The organism is Spirochaeta thermophila DSM 6578 (genome assembly GCF_000184345.1).
In the GTDB taxonomy this organism is placed as follows: Bacteria; Spirochaetota; Spirochaetia; order Winmispirales; family Winmispiraceae; genus Winmispira; species Winmispira thermophila.
In genome coordinates, this window is the sequence record NC_017583.1 from 2,380,062 (window position 1) to 2,397,019 (window position 16,958).

Below are 16,958 nucleotides of genomic sequence, written 5' to 3' on the forward strand. Positions count from 1 at the left end.
GGAATGGGGTACATTAGTCGTATGATGAACTCTGGACTCTCGCGGATCCTCGGCCTCCTCCTTAGCCTTCTCCTCCTTCTCGGCACCCGCGGTGCAGGGGGCCTGGAACCCGCGTGAGGATACGGGGTTCGGGAAGGCCCGCTGCACCGGAAGGTGCGGCGGGCTTTTTCATTATACCACACTCAAAGGAGATGGATATGAAGAACGCACACAAGTACCGACCATTCCCCTTCCGGGTCTCTCTCCCCGACAGGACGTGGCCCGACAAGCAGATCACCGCTCCACCTGCATGGTGCAGCGTGGATCTCCGCGACGGCAACCAGGCCCTCCCTGTCCCCATGAACGTGGACCAGAAACTCGAGTTCTTCAAGCTCCTCTGTGACACGGGGTTCAAGGAGATCGAGGTCGGCTTCCCCTCCGCCTCACAGATAGAGTACGACTTCACCCGTCAGCTCATAGAGGAGCATCTCATCCCCGACGATGTGTACATCCAGGTCCTCACCCAGGCACGCCCACACCTCATCGACCGCACCGTGGAGGCCGTGCAGGGGGCGAAGAAGGTCATCCTCCACATGTATGTGGCCACGTCGGTGATGCACAGGACCATCGTCTTCAAACGCTCCAAGGAAGAGGTGAAGAAGATCGCGGTGGACGGCACCCTCTACATGAAGTCCCTCCTCCCCCGCCTCTCGGGAACCGAGGTGGTGTACGAGTTCTCTCCGGAAGCCTTCAACATGACCGAGCCAGAGTTCGCCCTGGAGGTGTGTGAGGCCGTGGTGGAGGCATGGAACCCGAAAGAGGTGGGAGGCAAGGTTATCCTCAACCTCCCCGCCACGGTGGAAGGCTCCACGCCCAATGTGTACGCCGACCAGATCGAGTGGTTCTGCCGGAATTTCTCGAGGCGGGACGAGGTGATCATCAGCGTACACACCCACAACGACCGTGACACCGGTGTCGCTGCCACCGAGCTCGCCCTGCTGGCCGGTGCCGAACGGGTGGAAGGAACGCTCTTCGGTAACGGCGAGCGAACCGGAAACCTCGACATCGTGGCGGTCGCCCTCAACATGTATGCGGAGGGAGTGGATCCGGGCCTCGACCTCTCGGACCTGCCGCGGATCAGGAGTGTGTACGAGCGCTGTACCGGCATGACCATCCATCCAAGGCACCCATACGCCGGTGACCTCGTCTTCACCGCCTTCTCCGGTTCGCACCAGGACGCCATCAAGAAGGCCATGGACCTCCTCAAGACCGAGAAGAAGGACTACTGGGAAGTCCCCTACCTCCCCATCGACCCCATGGACATAGGCCGCAGTTACAAGGCCATCATCCGCATCAACAGCCAGAGCGGAAAGGGTGGGGTCTCCTACATCCTCCAGGAGGAGTTCGGCCTCGAGATCCCCAAGGGTATGCACCCCGAGGTGGGGAAAAAGGTGAACGAGGTCTCGGACGCCCTCGTGCGGGAGCTCTCGCCTCAGGAGGTCTACGAGGTCTTCGAGAAGCACTTCCTCAATCTCTCCGATCCATACGACCTGGTATCCTACAAGATCGAGACCGAGGGGAAGACCGTGCACGTCACCGCCCGGGTGAAGGAACACGGCGAGGAGAAGGTGCTCACAGGCACCGGAAACGGCCCCATCGACGCCTTCGTCCATGCGATGAAGGGCCAGGGGTGGAACGATTTCGAGATCACCGACTATCACGAACAGGCACTCGGCAAGGGTTCGGACACCGAGGCGGTGGCCTATATCCGGATCACGAGGGATGGACGGGACTACTGGGGGGCCGGCCGACACACCGACACCATCGCCGCGAGCATTCACGCCCTCCTGAGCGCCTACAACAGAGTGTACACGAAGTGATCCGATCCATCGGTCGGGCGCCGCAGCACGCGGCGCCCGATCTCTCTCCGGGGCTGTCGCGTTCGGATGGGTTTTTCCCGCCGAGGTACGCCTACTCCAGTGCCTTCACGAGGAGCGGTCTTGCATCCGTCCCGTAGTCGAGAAGCTCACAGGTCACCCGCTCACCGTCAGCAGTGGTGCCCGTCCACTTCACCACTCCACCCGGTACGCTCTGCACGAGCCACCAGTCGCTCACGTCCCCACCCGGGATCGTGTACCTGAGGTGCCGCGCCGTGAAGCTCCCCGCGGGAACGGTGATCCGCTCCGTTCCTACCACCGCGCCCTCGATACTCTCTTCGGTGAGATCCACCGTCCCCACCTGGACCCATGTCCCCTTCTCCACCGGAACCTCGCCTTCGGTTCCCTCGGGATCCCGCGCGAGGAGTCTCAGGAGCTCCTCCGCCTCAGGGTCGACGAGTCCCTCGAAGATCCACTCCTCAGCCTCGCTTTCGTACCTCACCCGCCACCACTCCTTCCCGTCGTCCCTCCGCCCGAGGAGGGCCCTCTGGGCGGTGAGTTCATCCCCCTCAGAGGTGGTAATGCGGAACGATACCCATTCGCCGGGGGCGAACCCCCGCTGCCCCAGCCAGTACCCTCCGAGGCTGAAGGTGTAGGCGAAGGCCACCTGTGCCTGCATCGTAGCGAGACCATACCACTGGGGGCCGATCACCCCGGGCGGCTCTTCCTCGGCCTCCATCTCACCGGTCTCCTCGGACCCTGCGATGCTGCGTGCGATACCCTCCGATATCCCCTCTCTCAGCGCGCTTCCCACTGTGGAACACGAGCCCAGAAGCAAGACTACCCAGACAAGGAGGCCCATCATCACGATCGATCTCATGATCACCTCCTCTCTTCGGGAAGGGATTACCGGTTCCAGTATACCACGGGTTCAGGGATTCCGCTACGCTCGATCCTCAGCAGGCGTGGCGATCTTGATCTTCTTCTGCTTCACCTTCTGCGCCACCATGGGGACCTCGACCCTGAGGATGCCCTGGTGGTAGAAGGCCTTCACCCTGTCGTGATCGAAGACGTCGGAGGGGATGTAGTAGCGGGCCTCCACCGGCTGTCCGAGGGAAAACCCCTTGCGATAGAAGTAGGCCCTCTCCTTCCGGGGATCGTCCTCCCTCTTGCCCACCGAGAGTACGAGGTATTCGCCCTTGAACTCGAGATCGATGTCCTCCTGGCCGCACCCGGGGACGAGGAACTCGAGGACCAGCGTGTTCTCCTCGGTGAGATAGATGTTGGACAGGAGCCCCTCCACCCTGGGAAATCTGAGATCGGGACGGTCCGCTGCCTCCTCTCCATGGAGGTGGGAAAAGGTACGCTGGACCTCCTCGGCCCCTGTCTTGAGGTTCTCCTCGAGCACCTCCATGAAGACCTTCGTGGCCTTCTTGATGTCCTCGGCCACCTTGTCGAAGTCGATCTCTATCTTGGCCATAGGCCCTCCCTTGTGTGGATCCTCTCCTAATAAGATAGCGAGGAAGGAGGGAAAGAGCAAACCTTTTCAGGAGAGTGCGGTCGCCGGGATCGTCTCCTCGTCCATGTCGACCGCCACCCTGAAGCTCATGAGGAGGGGCGAGAGGTCCTCCACCGCGGATCTCGTCTCCTCGACCACATCCCTGGTGCGCGAGAACGAGTCGAGGCTCTCCCTGAGGGCCTGTTCGGTCTCCCGGGAAATCCGGGAGAGATCCACGGAGGCCTGTTCCAGGTCCTTCACCTCTTCAAGGATCCTCCGCGCCTGAGCAGCGATGATCCCGGCCCCTTCCGACACCTGCAGTGAATCCTGTTCCACTCGAGCGGAAGCGGCGCGTATCGTCCCGATCTCAGACGCCACCCGTTGGGTCTCTTCAGAGAAGGACTCGAGGGCCCCGAGAAGTCCGCGCACCCGGTCTCCAATGCGCTCGAACAGGTCGTACCCCCGACGTGCGGCCGACGTGGTCTCTTCCATTCGACCGAGGAGACGGGAGACGGTGTCCTTGATCTGCGACGAGTGCTCTCCCACCTTTTCAGCGAGCGCCCTGATCTGCCCTGCAACCACCGCGAATCCCCTCCCCGCCGCCCCGGCATGGGCGCTCTCGATCGCCGCATTGATGGAGAGGATGTCCGTCTGCCGGGCGATGTCGTCTATGACGTCCACCACCTCCAGAACCGCGGAGAGTTCTCTGTGGGTTTCCTCAGCGAGGGATCTCGACGAGAGGAAGGTTTCCTCCCCCTCCTGCAGGAGCCTGCGCACCTCCTCGACCCGTCGCCGTTCCACCCCGGTCCGCTCCTCCATACGGGTGAGGATCTCGTGCGAGGCCCTCACCACCTCTTCGATCCTCCGGATGTGTTCGTACTGGGATGAGGTGTTCATCGAGAGGCCGCTGGTCCGGGCCTCTATCTCCTCCACCCGGTTCACCACCTCCCTGAAGTGGGATTCGAGCGCCGCGGCCATGGCCCTGAGGGTGGGAAGCTCCTGTTCTATCTGTGAGAGCATCGAGAGGGTCCGCTCCTCCCCTTCTGAGAGTACGTGGTGGAGGGAGACCACCTTCCCGGTGGTCACCTGTGCGTCGTAGACCAGCTCCCTGAGGCTTTCGAGCGTGGCGGCGAGGTGGCGGGAGATCTCCCCGAGTTCGTCGCGGGAACGGTCGGCGGGGCGCAGGGTGAGGTCGCGCCCGCGCACCGCCCTGAGCACCTGCTCGAGGGCGGTGATGCGTCGTGCGAGCCGTACCCCCACCGAGAGGGAGAGGAGGATGCTCAGTGCCAGGAAGACCACGAGGACCGCGAAGAGGGCGAGTCTCACCCTCGTCCCTGCGGCGAGAAGACCTTCCACGCGCCAGGAGAGGGAATGGAGAAGGGTGTCGAAGCGGTAGAGGAGCTCGGCCTGGGTGCTTCTCGTGGCCATGACGTAGGCCGGCTCCACGCCACCGAGAGGGAACACCCTCTCGAGCTCGAGGAGGGAGGTTCGATAGGTCTCCCAGGAACGGGAGACCTGCGCCACGAGCTCCTGCTCCAGCGTCGTGTCCAGATCGGGGAGCACCCCCTCGAGGTCCAGGGTTGCCTCGGTGAGGGCCTTGCCCCACTGCCTGAAGGTCATCTGCGGGCTCACGAGGTCGGGGGAGAGGAGGGCCTCGGTGAGCGAGGCGAGCCTCACCACGCGCGAGAAGGCCCGGTAGGCCGAGGTCTCCATGGCGCCGGCCTCCCAGATCCGCTGATCGAGGAGGGCCAGGAAGAGACACAGCAGGAAGGAGAGTCCTCCCAGTCCCCAGGAAAGCAGGCCGAAGGTGGTGCGAAGCTTCATCCGTACCTCCTGGACAGAGGGTAGCCCGCAGCGTATGAGAGGAGTGTGAGCCGGGGGTAAGAAGTGTGTCAGGGCTCCCCCCGGAAGGACCGGGTGGCGAGGGGGGTGAAGATCGAACCCGCCGGGGTGAGGGTGCTCTGCATGAGCGTGATGGACTCGGGGGAGAATCTGCCGAATCGGAAAGGAGGGAGGGAGAGGATGATCTCCCTCGCCTCCTCCCGTTCCCCGGGGGAGAGGGATCTGTGCAGGTAGGCGAGGGTGAGGTGGGCCTTGAAGGGCTTGGGATCGAAGGAGTGGCCCGTGTCCAGGAGGGCCTCGCGCAGGGAGGAGGCGAGGTCCTCGAGTCCACCCCCGGGGTTGCCCACCTTGAGGGTGAGGACCGAGATACGGCTGAGCGAGGGGAGGGCGAGGGGACGGCCCGCGGTGAGCACAAGGCGGGAAGGGAGGGGGAGGTCCGTGAGGAGGCGGGAGAGGTGAGGCACCTCCTCCTCCGGGGTATCCCCGAGGAAGGCGAGGGTGATGTGGAGGTTCTCGGGCTTGAGGGGCCGGAAGAGGGAGCGGGGAAGGGTGCGCTGATACCGGGAGAGGGCCTCCTTGAGCCGGGCGGGGAGGTCGAGAGAGAAAAAGAGGCGCAGGTCAGCCACGGCGTTCCTCCTTCCACCTGCGATACCAGTGGAGGGCCACCACCATGAGGGCATGCTGAAGCGGCGGGTCTCCCATGCTCCGCTCTACCTCTTCCACGGGGATAAGGACCGGATCGATGTGTTCGTGCTCGTCGAGCCGCTGGGCCCCCTCCAGGGTGAGGTCCGTGGCGAGAAAGGTGTAGGTCCAGTTGTCGAGGAATGCGGGGTTGGGGCGGATTCGTCCGAGGAGGACGAGCGTGCCCGCCCGATAGCCCGTCTCCTCGCGGAGCTCGCGGGCAGCCGCCTCTTCCGGCTGCTCGCCGCGGTCGATGACCCCGCCGGGGAACTCGAGGCACAGATCTCCTATGCCGTGACGGTACTGCCACACCATGAGAAAGCACTCCCTCCCCTGCGGGTCGCGCACGAGGGGCACGACGTTCACCCAGTCGGGCACCTCGAGGAGGTAGAAGTCCGCCTCCTGATCGTGAGGCCCCCTCCTCCTCGATTTCACGGCGGTGAAGACCGGGGTGGTGAACACGGGGGTTCGGCTGTGTTCCTTCCAGACGAGGTGGGGTCGTGTGTGTTCGCTCATGAAGGATCGTCCTCTCGCTCGTACAGGTGTTCTTCGCGGGGGTAGCGGTAGAGTCCGCCGTCGGGCCCCTGGAGATAGTACCATGTCTCGTCGGTCCGTACCACCGAGGAGCGGTGAAGGCGTACCTTGCCGCCGCCGTCGGGGAGGTCCACGGCGAGGACAGGGAGGGCGAGGCCGGAGAGCATGGAGGAGAGGCGGTCGTAGAGGTCGAAGGTGTGGGAGAGGGGGGTGCGGAAGTGCGAGGTACCTGCGGCGAGGTCGCCCTGGAGGAGGTAGTAGGGTTTCACCCCCCAACGGAGGAGCCCCCGGAAGAGGGCAGCAAGCGTCTCCTCGTGGTCGTTGACGCCTCGGAGGAGTACGGTCTGGTTCACGACCGGGAGGCCGCAGGTGAGGAGTGCCTCCACGGCGGCGTGGGCCTCTGGGGTGAGTTCGGCGGGGTGGTTGAAGTGGGTGACGACCCAGAGCGGCCGGGCGGCGGCGAGGATGCGGGCGAGCCGGGCGGTGATCCGCGTGGGGAGGACGACCGGGATGCGTGTGCCCAGACGGATGACGAGCCCGGGACGCAGGGCGCGGAGCCCGGAGAGGAGGGCGGCGAGTCGGGTGTCGGGGAGCATGAGGGGGTCTCCGCCCGAGAGGAGGACCTCCTCCACCTCGGGATGTTCCCGAAGGTAGGCGAGGATGGCCTGCTCCTGGCCGGGGGTGAGGGACGACTCCCCGGAGGCGGTGAAGTGCCGCCTGAAGCAGAAGCGACAGTAGGCGGCGCAGCGATCGGTGACGAGGATGAGGGCGCGGTCGGGGTAGCGGTGGACGAGCCGGGGGAGGGGGGAGTGGGCGGCATCGGCGAGGGGGTCGGCCGTCTCGTAGGGGAGGGTGCGGGCCTCGAGGGGCGAGGGGGTGATTTGGCGGGCGAGGGCGGGGTGGGTGTCGGCGAGCCTGCGGTAGTAGGGGGTGACGAGAAACGGCAGCGACATGAGGCCTCCTCTTTACGATTCTGCCATCACCGTACCGGGCTGGACAAGATACGGCCTTGTCACGGGAGGCCTTTTTCTCCACTATAGGGGTATATGCACAGCAGGGAGGTCTCATGAAGAGATCGGTCGTCCTGGCAGGCGGTATCCTCTTCTTCGCTTCGCTCCTTCCCGCACAGGAATCGGGCCTTGGTCTGGGGGTGATACTGGGAGAGCCCACAGGGCTGAGCGGGAAGCTCTGGGTCTCCGAGATCATGGCCTTCGACCTCGCGGCCTCGTGGTCGTTCGTGGGAGAGGGCTCCTTCTACCTCCATGGTGACTACCTCCTTCACGTACACCATCTCATCCCCATGGATGAGGAGTACGGTTCCTTCACCTTCCACTACGGCATAGGCCCCCGGGTGGAACTGAAAGACGATCCCAGAGTGGGCATCCGTTTCCCCTTCGGACTCTCCTACTACTTCGCCCGGATCCCGCTCGAGCTCTTCCTCGAGATGGCGCCGGTACTCGACATCCTTCCGGCCACCACCTTTGCCGCGAACGCGGGACTGGGGATCCGGTACTATTTCCCTCTCTCGCCGAGGAGCCCCTAGGAGGTCCCACCGAGAGGAAATATCAGTATCTTTGAATAAACGACACGACAGGAGGGAACATGGAGAAAAGACGCTTGGGAAACTCCGACATGGAGATCACCCGTATAGGGCTCGGTGCTTGGGCCATAGGAGGGAGTTGGAGGTGGGGATGGGGCCCCCAGGACGAGCGGGATTCCATCGCCACCATCCACAAGGCCCTGGACATGGGAATCAACTGGATCGACACCGCACCGGCCTACGGCCTCGGGGTCTCGGAGGAAGTGATAGGGAAGGCCCTCAAGGAACGCTCCGACAAGCCGTACATCTTCACCAAGTGCGGCATCATCTGGGACGAGGCGGGGAATGCACGGCAGTACATCTCCCGCAAGACCATCCTCAAGGAGATCGACGAGAGTCTGCAACGTCTCAAGGTGGATGTCATCGATCTGTACCAGATCCACTGGCCCACCCCCGACGACCGCATAGAAGAGGCGTGGGAGACCCTCGCGGAACTCAAGGAGAAGGGGAAGGTCCGCTACATAGGGGTCTCCAACTTCTCGGTCGCCCAGATGGAACGGGCGGCGAGAATCGCACCCATCACGAGCCTCCAACCCCCCTATTCACTTCTCAGGAGAGAGATAGAAAAGGAGATCCTCCCCTACTGCGCCGAACACGGCATCGGGGTGATCGTGTACTCGCCCATGGGTTCCGGGCTCCTCACCGGGAAGATGACCAGGGAGCGGATAGCCCGACTTCCGGATGACGACTGGAGGAGGAAGTCCGACGAGTTCAATGAGCCCAGACTCTCCCGCAACCTCGCACTCGTGGAGATCCTCAAGGAAATCGCGGAGAGACACGGGTGCACTCCAGGCGAGGTGGCCATCGCCTGGGTACTCAGGCACCCGGCTGTCACGGGGGCCATCGTAGGGATGCGCCGGCCCGATCAGGTGGACGGGGTCATCCATGCCCCCGAGGTGAGCCTCGACGAAGACGATATCTCCCGCCTCGAGAGATTCCTCACCGAGAACCCATGAGACCGGGCTCCATACAGGGAGGGCCGCAGAGCGGCCCTCTTCATTTGTTCTGTCGGGCGCTCTCCCTCAAGGCCTTCGCAAACTCGTTCCAGACCCGTTCCTGTTCTCTGGGCGAATAGGCCCTCTTCTCCTTGATCTGGGATCCCATCGGCCGCTGGCGGATCACCCTGGAGGTAGGCACGGCGCTCTTCCCTTTCCTCGCGGGAAGAGGGGGAGGAACGGTCGCCGAACGAGCCGAACGAATGGTGAGCTGGGACTTCTCCTGGGCGGGAGCAGCCAAGGAGACGATGCGGGGGGTGAACCCTTCGAAGCGCTCCTTGTAGGTGCGATACCGCCCGGTGATGTACCACCACAATTGCCTGAAGATCCCCATACGGCCGAAGGCCCTCTCGAAGAGAATCTCCATGTCGAGATCGAATATCCTCGACAGAGGGAGATAGCGCATGGTATTGGGGTAGAAGAAGCGCTCGAGCACCCGCTTGAGGCGCTGGACATCGCGGGCCCCCTCCTGATCCTTGAGGGTGTAGATGATCACCTCGGCGAGGAGTCGGGGGCGGGAAAGGAGCTCGGCGAGAAACGGATCGAGGTGGGAGACCCGCTCGCGTATGTCGTCTTCGAACTGCTGGGGCGAGAGGAAGGCGGTATGCCCCGCACGGTTGCCGGTTCTCAAGACCTCCTCCATGAGATCCACGTAGTCCTCGGCCAGACGCCGGGCCACGAAATCGAATCGTGCGAGGGCGTAGCCGTAGAACCGGTCCCGGTGGAGGTACTTCTTGGCGATGAAGATGAGGGGGGGGAGGTCCGCAGGGTCTTTTATGGTGGAATACTCCTCCAGGAACTCCCGTTTCACCTCCTCGAACCGTTCACCGTATTTCCTCTCAAGCACGGAGAAAAGGCGCGAAAGCGTCTCCCCGGAGATCGGCTCAGGGTACTGTTCCTTCACCTGCTCGCAGATAGCGGTGAAGTCATTCTTCTTTTCCTCTTCTTCCTGTTTCTTCCGTTTCGTCTCTTCAATCTGATTCTCGAGGGCTATCCGGAGCATCCGTGCCGCCAGGAACACCACTGGGGAGATGTAGACCCGCTTGTTTTCTCCCATCACCTCGTCGTACTCCACGAGGGAACGTACCACGTCGAACCACAGGAGCGGGGAACGGGAGGAGAGGCTACTCCGAACGGCTGCGAGCGAGGTGCCCTTGAAGCGAGCGAACTCCGCGAGCACGTTGGTGTTCTCCATGGTGAGCTGGACCATGGACCTGCAGTGGTTGAGGAGCACGGTGAAGCCATCGGGCACCAGATAGATGAGGGCCTTGCCATCGAGTGAGATGCTCACGGCATGGAGAGGGGGGATCTTCTCCTCGAGATACTCCTTGAGGAGTGCGTCGGGCTCGAGGGGGATGATCTCCTCCTCCGGTAGAACGAGCCCCTTCTCCTGGAAATAGGAGGCGGCGGGAAGGATGCTCTTCCTCTCGGCAGCCGCCTCGTAGATGGTGTTCCTGACGACATAGTAGCAGAAGCGGTGATCGTGCTGCTCGGTGAGCACGATGTACTTCTGGACAAGGCTATTCTCTTCCAGCGTGAACACGAAGAGGGCGTACCCATGGGCATACAACTTGCCCACCAGAGACTCCAGTTCGGGGCGCACGTGTTTCATCCGGCTGCTCTGGAGCTCCACGAACTGTCCGTAGTGGATCTCGGGTCGCCATCCCATGCAGAGGGAGTGAAAGAGCTCACGTTCCACCGGGCTGAAGGTCCCGAGCTGGGAGAGGAAGGCCTCTCGCTCGTGTTCTTTGAGCCTCACATACGCGGGCGGGTACACCGTGGAGACGGTCGGCGTCTTTCCCATTCACCACCTTCCTCACCGTGTATTCTATCCCATCCCCCGGCTCCAGGCAACCAGTTTCCATCTGTCAAGACTCGATAAAAATGTCACCCTTTTTAACTCAGTTAAAATGTCACCCCCTGGGTAGTATTCTCTTCATCCTGCCCGCTGTTTGGTGCGCCGTGCAGGAGTTACCCGCTCATACTTCAACTCCCTATTCTCATGGAACAGGGAGATCGTTTCATCCAGGTATTTTCGAACCAGGACCTTCTGTTTCGGCCGAGGAAGGAAGCCTTTGTCGTTCTTGATCTGCAGCACCTGCCTCTCATAGTAGATTGTGTAATCGTTTTGTACGACTCGATTCGCTTCAAAGCAAAAGATCTCTTTCAGCTTCGTTTCTTTGGTACATCGCACATGCACGTCCTGCGAGTCTTCCGCTTCTACCGCAAAGCGTTCGTTGAACTGAGGCAGGAACGTCTCCCACAAGTACCGGTTCGCCTCCTCGATCGTACAAATCCCCGCAAGACGCAGTTCCTTCACCAACCGATCCTGCAGAATCCCGTTCCGCCGTTCCACCCGCCCTTTCGCTTGCGGCGAATACGCACTCACGATCTGTACCCCCAGTTTGTCGCACGCCCGCTCGAATGCGGTTTTCGGCTCTTTGCCCGCCAACTGTTCCTCCAGCGTCGGTTCCCGCAGCGTCTTGTAGCCGTTTTTCAAGTCACAGTACAGACTCATCGGGATCCCATACTGCTCCACCCAGCCCCACAGCAGCTGCATCGCCGCAGCGCTCGTCTCCTGTTCACTGAACCGCGCATACGTGATCCCCGTCGCATCATCCACCATCACCATCAAGCAACAGGCACTGCGCCGTCCTTCAAACCAATCATGCGGGGACCCGTCAAACTGAACCAGCTCCCCAAAACAGGCCCGCCGTTTCCTCCGGCTTCGGTACGGCTTCCTCCTCTTCTTCCTCGCCCAGATTCCTTCCTCCAGCAGCCACCTGCGTAGCGTCTCGTGATCCACCTCAAGACCTTCCTTCGCCAACTGCTCGCTCGCAAACGTCGGCCCAAAATCCCCGTACCTCTCCCGATACCTACTCACCACCCTCTGCCGAAACTCCTCCTCCTTCCGATTCCCCGACGGTTTGCCTCGGTTCCCATGCCGCAATCCCGCGATCCCCCCTTCCCGGAGCCTCTTCTCCCACCGCTGCACCTGCCGTTTGCTCACCCCTAAGATCTGCGCTACCTGCTCGTTCGTCAGACCTTGGCTTTCCATCTTCCCCAACACTTCCGCTCGTTTTAATTCCTTTAGACTCATCTCGATCATCCCCCCATTCTCTCAGGGGGTGACATTTTTATCGAGTCCTAGGGGTGACATTATTACTGAGTTTCAACAGGCAACCAGTTTCCATCCCCCTTTGCGTGAGGGGACCTTCTCGTTATACTTCCCCGTATGGCACTCAACTGTGGTATCGTGGGACTCCCCAATGTGGGCAAGTCGACCATCTTTTCGGCCCTCACCGCCGCGCCGGCCGAAGCCGCGAACTACCCCTTCTGTACCATCGATCCCAATGTGGGGATCGTGGAAGTGCCCGATCCCCGGCTCCACAGGATCGCGGAGATCATACACCCCCGCAAGGTGGTACCCGCCGCCATGGAGTTCGTCGACATCGCAGGTCTCGTGAGGGGGGCATCGAAGGGAGAGGGTCTCGGCAACCAGTTCCTGGCCCACATCCGACAGGTGGGGATCATCGCCCACGTGGTGCGGTGTTTCGAGGACCCCGACGTGGCCCACGTGAGCGGCAAGGTGGATCCGGCCGAGGACATTGCCACGATCACCACGGAACTCTGCCTCGCCGATCTCGAGACCGTGGAAAAACGTCTCGCCCGCCTCGAGAAACAGCGGAAGTCGCACGACAGGATCCAGGCGAAACAGGCCGAAGAGACGATCCCCCTCCTCCAGAGGGTGGGCTCCCGGCTCTCCGAGGGCGTCCCGGTGAGAGCCCAGGGCATCGAGAAGGAGGAACTGGAGCGTCTCTCCGACCTCTTCCTCCTGACTGCCAAGAAGCAGATCTACGTCTGTAATGTGGACGAAGAGGGGATCCATACCGAGAACGACTACGTGAAGGCGGTGAGGGACATCGCGGAAAGCGAAGGGGCCGACGTGGTGGTCCTCTGCGGAAAGCTGGAGGCCGAGATCGCGATGCTGGAAGATCCGGAGGAGCGGCGGGCCTTCCTGGAAGACGCAGGGCTGTCGGAGCCGGCCCTCAACGTGCTCATCCGCGCGGCCTTCCACACCCTCGGGCTGCGTACCTTCTTCACCGCAGGGGAGAAAGAAGCGAGGGCCTGGCCCTTTCCGGAGGGCATCACCGCCCAGGAGGCGGCCGGACTCATCCACACCGACTTCATGAAAGGCTTCGTGCGCGCAGAGGTCTACCGGTGTGACGACCTCTTCGAGCTGGGTTCCGAGCAGAAGATCCGGGAAGCCGGCAGGCTGCGCCTCGAGGGCCGAGACTATATCGTACAGGATGGAGACGTCGTCTACTTCAGGGTCAACGTATAGTCCCTTCAGTAGTGGGAATCGGCGTACTCGACCCAACCACCCGCCTCGACCAGGGTCCGCTCGAACGGCCCGAGCTCAAACGGAACGGTCTTTTCCTTCTCCCCCCCTCTGATCGTCACCTCGCTCTTCGCGAGATCGATCGTGGCGAGGGCCTCGCCGGCGGAGAACTCCCTGAAGAGATCGTCGATGAGTTCAGGGGCGAGGGTGATGGCGAGGAGTCCGCAGTTGAACATGTTCTGACGGAAGATGCGGGCGAATCCGGCCGCGATCACCGTGGTGATCCCGTTCACTTCCAGGGCCCACACCGCATGCTCCCTCGAGGACCCGCACCCGAAGTTCTCCCTGGTGACGATCACCTTCACCTCCTCGAGATCCCGCTTCGGATCGAACCCCTCGAGTTTGAGATCCTCGAGGAGGTAAGGCGCGAGGGCTTCCTTGGAGATCTCGGTGAGATACCGTGCCGGGATGATCTCATCGGTGTTGATGTCGGACCTGTCCAGAAAGAGGACTTTTCCTCCAAAGCCGTAGGCCATCTCATCCCTCCCTGAAGAGCGGTGAATTGGTGATGTACCCTGCGATCGCCGTGGCCGCAGCGGTGGCGGGACTCATGAGGTGGACCATTCCCCCCTTCCCCATCCTCCCGTTGAAGTTCCGGTTGGTGGTGGAAGCGCACACCTCGCCCGGTGCGAGCACCCCGTTGCTCATCCCGAGACAGGCCCCGCACGTGGGATTCGTCACACAGAAGCCCGCCTCCATGAATATCTCGAGGAGGCCTTCCTTGAACGCCTGGGCATAGGCCCCCGGGCTCGCAGGAGAGACGATGCCACGCACATGGTCGGCGATCTTCTTTCCTTCCAAGATCTGGGCTGCGATACGAAGGTCCTCTATCCGACCGTTGGTGCAGCTCCCGATGTAGACCTGATCCACCCTGGTGCCTTCCATTTCACGTACCGGCTTCACGAGGTCGGGCTTGTACCCGTACGTGACGAGGGGTTCGAGGTCGGAGACATCGTGTACGATCACCTCCTCGTACTTGGCATCCTCGTCCGGCCGCCACCGCTCGAAGTCCTCGAGGGCGGCCTCCTTGTTCGGGTACTCGTCCTCGATGAACGGCCAGAGGTATTCCACCGTCACCATGTCGGGGTAGCAGATCCCGGAAGTGGCCCCCGCCTCCACGGCCATGTTGCAGAGCGTCATCCGGCTCTCCATGGAGAAGTGCTCCACCACCGGACCGGAGAACTCGATCACACGGTCGGTGGCCCCGTTCACCCCGAGCCTGTGGATGATGGAGAGGATCACATCCTTCGCGAAGACACCGGGTTTAAGCGTCCCGATGATCTCGACCTTTATGGTACGCGGCCTCTTGAAGGCGCATACCCCCTTCAGGATCCCCACCTCGAGGTCGGTGGTTCCCACACCGGCGGCAAAGGCTCCGAAGGCACCGTGCGTACAGGTGTGGGAATCGCCCATGATCACCGTGAATCCGGGACGGACGAATCCCCGCTCCGGGAAGAGGGCGTGACACACCCCGTTTCTCCCTATGTCGAAGAACTCGATCCCATGCCTCCGGGACCATTCCCTCAGGATCTTTCCCTGGATCGCGGTCTTCGAATCCTTCGCCGGGGTGACGTGGTCGATCACGGCCTTGATCTTCGAGGCATCAAAGACCCGGTCCTTGCCCCGCGCCACGAGGTCGTTGATCGCGATGGGTGTGGTGATCTCGTGGCAGAAGACCCTGTCGAGGGAGAGGACATGGACTCCCTCATAGGGTTCCTCCACCAGATGGGCGTCGAAGATCTTCTCTGCAACGGTCTTTCCCATGGACCTCTCCGGATGGTTCGATCTCGCTATTTTTCATGGACTATATCACGAGGACTTCATCTGAGAAAGCCCCTCTCCATCCTTGAAGGCCATCCCCTCCCTATCTATACTCCCCTTATGAGATCCGACCTGTTCGCGAGCGACAACACTGCACCCGTCCATCCCAGGGTCATGGAGGCCATCCTCGCCGCAAACGAGGGACCCGCCCTCGCCTACGGCGAGGATCCCCTCTCGGCACGAGCCCGATCCCTTCTCAGGGAACAGACAGGGGCGCGGCACGTCTTCTTCCTTCACACCGGCACCGCGGCCAACGTGGTGGGCATGGCGCCCTTCCTCCGTCCCTACCACGCCGTCATCACATCCCACATCGCCCACCTCAATACCCACGAGTGCGGAGCCCTCCAGCGGGCCACCGGAGCCCGTATCTTCCCCGTCGTCACCCCCGACGGCAAGCTCACCCCCGAGCACGTGGAACCCTTCCTCCACGCCTCAGGGAACCCACACGAATCCCAACCCGCCGTCGTCTCCATCACCCAACCCACGGAACGCGGCACGCTCTACTTTCCCCATGAGATACGGGCCCTCGCAGACCTCGCCCACAGGCACGGCCTCCTCCTCCACGTCGACGGGGCCCGGCTTCCCCAGGCCGCCGCGGCCCTGGGGCTCTCTCTCGGAGCACTCACTGCCGAGTGCGGCATCGACATCCTTTCACTCGGGGGAGCGAAGTGCGGTCTCATGTACGGAGAGGCGGTGCTCCTGTGGGTGGACACGAAGGAGATGCCCTTCCATCTCAAACAGACCATGCAGCTCGCCCCGAAGATGCGTTTCATCGCCGCCCAGTTCCTCGCCCTCTACGAGGACGACCTGTGGCTCGGCCTGGCCCGTACCGCCAATACCAGGGCCCAGCACCTCGCACGGGAACTCGCAGCCCTCGGGATCACCATCGCCTACCCTGTGGAGACGAACGCCGTCTTTCCCCGGCTGCCCGCCCCGGTGGCACGGAGGCTCCTCGATCACTACACCTTCTATCAGTGGGAAGATGATATTTACAGGCTCATGACTTCGTACGCGACCCGAGAGGAAGACATCGAGATATTCGCGAGAAAGCTTCGATCCTTCCTCGAAGCCGTCTAGGGACAACGCTCCGGCGGCCTGCGTTCTGGGATGCTCCTCGCCTCCCTCCCCTCCCGGGCTGCCTCTCTGGAGAAAAAGAGGCCGCAGAAGCACTGACCGTACTCGGCGATGTCCGCCTCGGCGTAGACGCACGGACAGACCACATCTCTGTCCTTCTCCCTGTCCTCCCAGCTCTCTCTGCAGGGGCAGAGGTAGTAGCCGTGGCGGTCCCTCTGCCTCGCGAGCCCCTCCACGAGGAAGGAGACGAACCGCTCGTCAGGATTGATCGCCCACCCCCTCCTACGGGCCACCCGTTCCACGAAACGCCGCGCCTCTTCGATCCCGTTCATAGGAGAAGCTCCTCCCAATCGGCACGGATGAACCCCACCCGGAACTCCCTCCGCCCCTCGGGCCACTCCACCACCAGGAAGGGAAACCCCACCCGGACCTCGAACTCGTTGGCGAGCGAGGCCTTCAGGGACAGGCGCTCCTCCCTGGGGAGCACGTCGACCTCCAGGTAGTCGAAGGGGATCTCGTGCCCCCTGAGGAACTCCACCGCCCTTCGGCAGAACCCGCAGGTGGAAAGTCCGTACACCGTCACCTTGTAGGGGACATCCCGTCCTTCGAAGTGAGTGAACTCGTAGGCCATGTGATCACCATAACAGAACGACGT

17 protein-coding genes are annotated in these 16,958 nt (G+C 62.4%); 5 read left to right on the forward strand and 12 right to left on the reverse strand.

What is annotated here, in order from left to right; translation table 11 throughout:
* The first annotated feature begins 197 nt into the window (after positions 1 to 197).
* Positions 198 to 1,859, forward strand: coding sequence for a 2-isopropylmalate synthase (gene leuA / locus SPITH_RS10820; protein WP_014625692.1), 1,662 nt, complete (start codon positions 198 to 200; stop codon positions 1,857 to 1,859).
* 91 nt (positions 1,860 to 1,950) lie between these two features.
* Here the strand turns inward: leuA and SPITH_RS10825 are convergent, their stop codons facing one another.
* From SPITH_RS10825 to SPITH_RS10850, 6 genes are all read right to left on the reverse strand, one after another.
* A complete protein-coding gene (locus SPITH_RS10825) occupies positions 1,951 to 2,736 on the reverse strand; it encodes a hypothetical protein (protein ID WP_014625693.1) in 786 nt (261 codons plus the stop codon).
* Positions 2,737 to 2,799: 63 nt separating this feature from the next.
* Positions 2,800 to 3,336, reverse strand: coding sequence for an Hsp20/alpha crystallin family protein (locus SPITH_RS10830; RefSeq protein WP_014625694.1), 537 nt, complete (start codon positions 3,334 to 3,336; stop codon positions 2,800 to 2,802).
* Positions 3,337 to 3,402: 66 nt separating this feature from the next.
* A complete protein-coding gene (locus SPITH_RS10835) occupies positions 3,403 to 5,178 on the reverse strand; it encodes a methyl-accepting chemotaxis protein (protein ID WP_014625695.1) in 1,776 nt (591 codons plus the stop codon).
* Between the two features lie 68 nt (positions 5,179 to 5,246).
* Complete coding sequence (gene thpR / locus SPITH_RS10840) at positions 5,247 to 5,822, reverse strand: RNA 2',3'-cyclic phosphodiesterase (protein ID WP_014625696.1); 576 nt, start codon at positions 5,820 to 5,822, stop codon at positions 5,247 to 5,249.
* Positions 5,815 to 6,393: an NUDIX hydrolase gene (locus SPITH_RS10845; RefSeq protein ID WP_013314852.1), complete on the reverse strand. Its 579-nt coding sequence runs from the start codon at positions 6,391 to 6,393 to the stop codon at positions 5,815 to 5,817. The genes thpR and SPITH_RS10845 overlap by 8 nt, the downstream gene beginning before the upstream one ends.
* A complete protein-coding gene (locus SPITH_RS10850; protein WP_014625697.1) occupies positions 6,390 to 7,364 on the reverse strand; it encodes a KamA family radical SAM protein in 975 nt (324 codons plus the stop codon). Before SPITH_RS10850 ends, SPITH_RS10845 begins: the two co-directional genes overlap by 4 nt.
* A 113-nt stretch (positions 7,365 to 7,477) precedes the next feature.
* Between SPITH_RS10850 and SPITH_RS10855 the strand changes: the two genes are divergently transcribed.
* Positions 7,478 to 7,954 (forward strand): hypothetical protein, encoded by a 477-nt coding sequence (locus SPITH_RS10855; protein WP_014625698.1) that lies wholly within the window; start codon positions 7,478 to 7,480, stop codon positions 7,952 to 7,954.
* A gap of 59 nt (positions 7,955 to 8,013) precedes the next feature.
* Positions 8,014 to 8,967 carry an aldo/keto reductase gene (locus tag SPITH_RS10860; RefSeq protein ID WP_014625699.1) on the forward strand — a complete coding sequence of 318 codons (954 nt, stop codon included), beginning with the start codon at positions 8,014 to 8,016 and terminating at the stop codon, positions 8,965 to 8,967.
* A 40-nt stretch (positions 8,968 to 9,007) separates the two neighbouring features.
* Here SPITH_RS10860 and SPITH_RS10865 read toward each other — a convergent pair whose 3' ends face one another.
* Complete coding sequence (locus SPITH_RS10865; protein ID WP_014625700.1) at positions 9,008 to 10,810, reverse strand: hypothetical protein; 1,803 nt, start codon at positions 10,808 to 10,810, stop codon at positions 9,008 to 9,010.
* Between the two features lie 132 nt (positions 10,811 to 10,942).
* A complete protein-coding gene (locus SPITH_RS10870) occupies positions 10,943 to 12,115 on the reverse strand; it encodes an ISNCY family transposase (protein WP_014625701.1) in 1,173 nt (390 codons plus the stop codon).
* Between the two features lie 126 nt (positions 12,116 to 12,241).
* Between SPITH_RS10870 and ychF the strand changes: the two genes are divergently transcribed.
* The gene (gene ychF, locus SPITH_RS10875; protein ID WP_014625702.1) at positions 12,242 to 13,351 is read left to right on the forward strand and encodes a redox-regulated ATPase YchF; all 1,110 of its coding nucleotides are present in this window, start codon (positions 12,242 to 12,244) and stop codon (positions 13,349 to 13,351) included.
* A gap of 5 nt (positions 13,352 to 13,356) precedes the next feature.
* Here the strand turns inward: ychF and SPITH_RS10880 are convergent, their stop codons facing one another.
* Both SPITH_RS10880 and SPITH_RS10885 read right to left on the reverse strand, forming a co-directional pair.
* A complete protein-coding gene (locus tag SPITH_RS10880) occupies positions 13,357 to 13,884 on the reverse strand; it encodes a 3-isopropylmalate dehydratase small subunit (RefSeq protein ID WP_014625703.1) in 528 nt (175 codons plus the stop codon).
* Between the two features lies 1 nt (position 13,885).
* Entirely contained in the window at positions 13,886 to 15,172 is a 1,287-nt protein-coding gene (locus SPITH_RS10885; RefSeq protein ID WP_014625704.1) for a 3-isopropylmalate dehydratase large subunit, read from the reverse strand.
* 117 nt (positions 15,173 to 15,289) lie between these two features.
* Here SPITH_RS10885 and SPITH_RS10890 point away from each other — a divergent pair, with 117 nt between their 5' ends.
* Positions 15,290 to 16,306, forward strand: coding sequence for a threonine aldolase family protein (locus SPITH_RS10890; protein ID WP_014625705.1), 1,017 nt, complete (start codon positions 15,290 to 15,292; stop codon positions 16,304 to 16,306).
* On the opposite strand, the gene SPITH_RS10895 is transcribed toward SPITH_RS10890, so the two are convergent.
* Together SPITH_RS10895 and SPITH_RS12850 are read right to left on the reverse strand one after the other, a co-directional pair.
* Complete coding sequence (locus SPITH_RS10895; protein WP_014625706.1) at positions 16,303 to 16,635, reverse strand: ferredoxin-thioredoxin reductase catalytic domain-containing protein; 333 nt, start codon at positions 16,633 to 16,635, stop codon at positions 16,303 to 16,305. The genes SPITH_RS10890 and SPITH_RS10895 overlap by 4 nt on opposite strands.
* Positions 16,632 to 16,934: a glutaredoxin family protein gene (locus SPITH_RS12850; RefSeq protein WP_014625707.1), complete on the reverse strand. Its 303-nt coding sequence runs from the start codon at positions 16,932 to 16,934 to the stop codon at positions 16,632 to 16,634. Before SPITH_RS12850 ends, SPITH_RS10895 begins: the two co-directional genes overlap by 4 nt.
* Between the last annotated feature and the right edge of the window lie 24 nt (positions 16,935 to 16,958).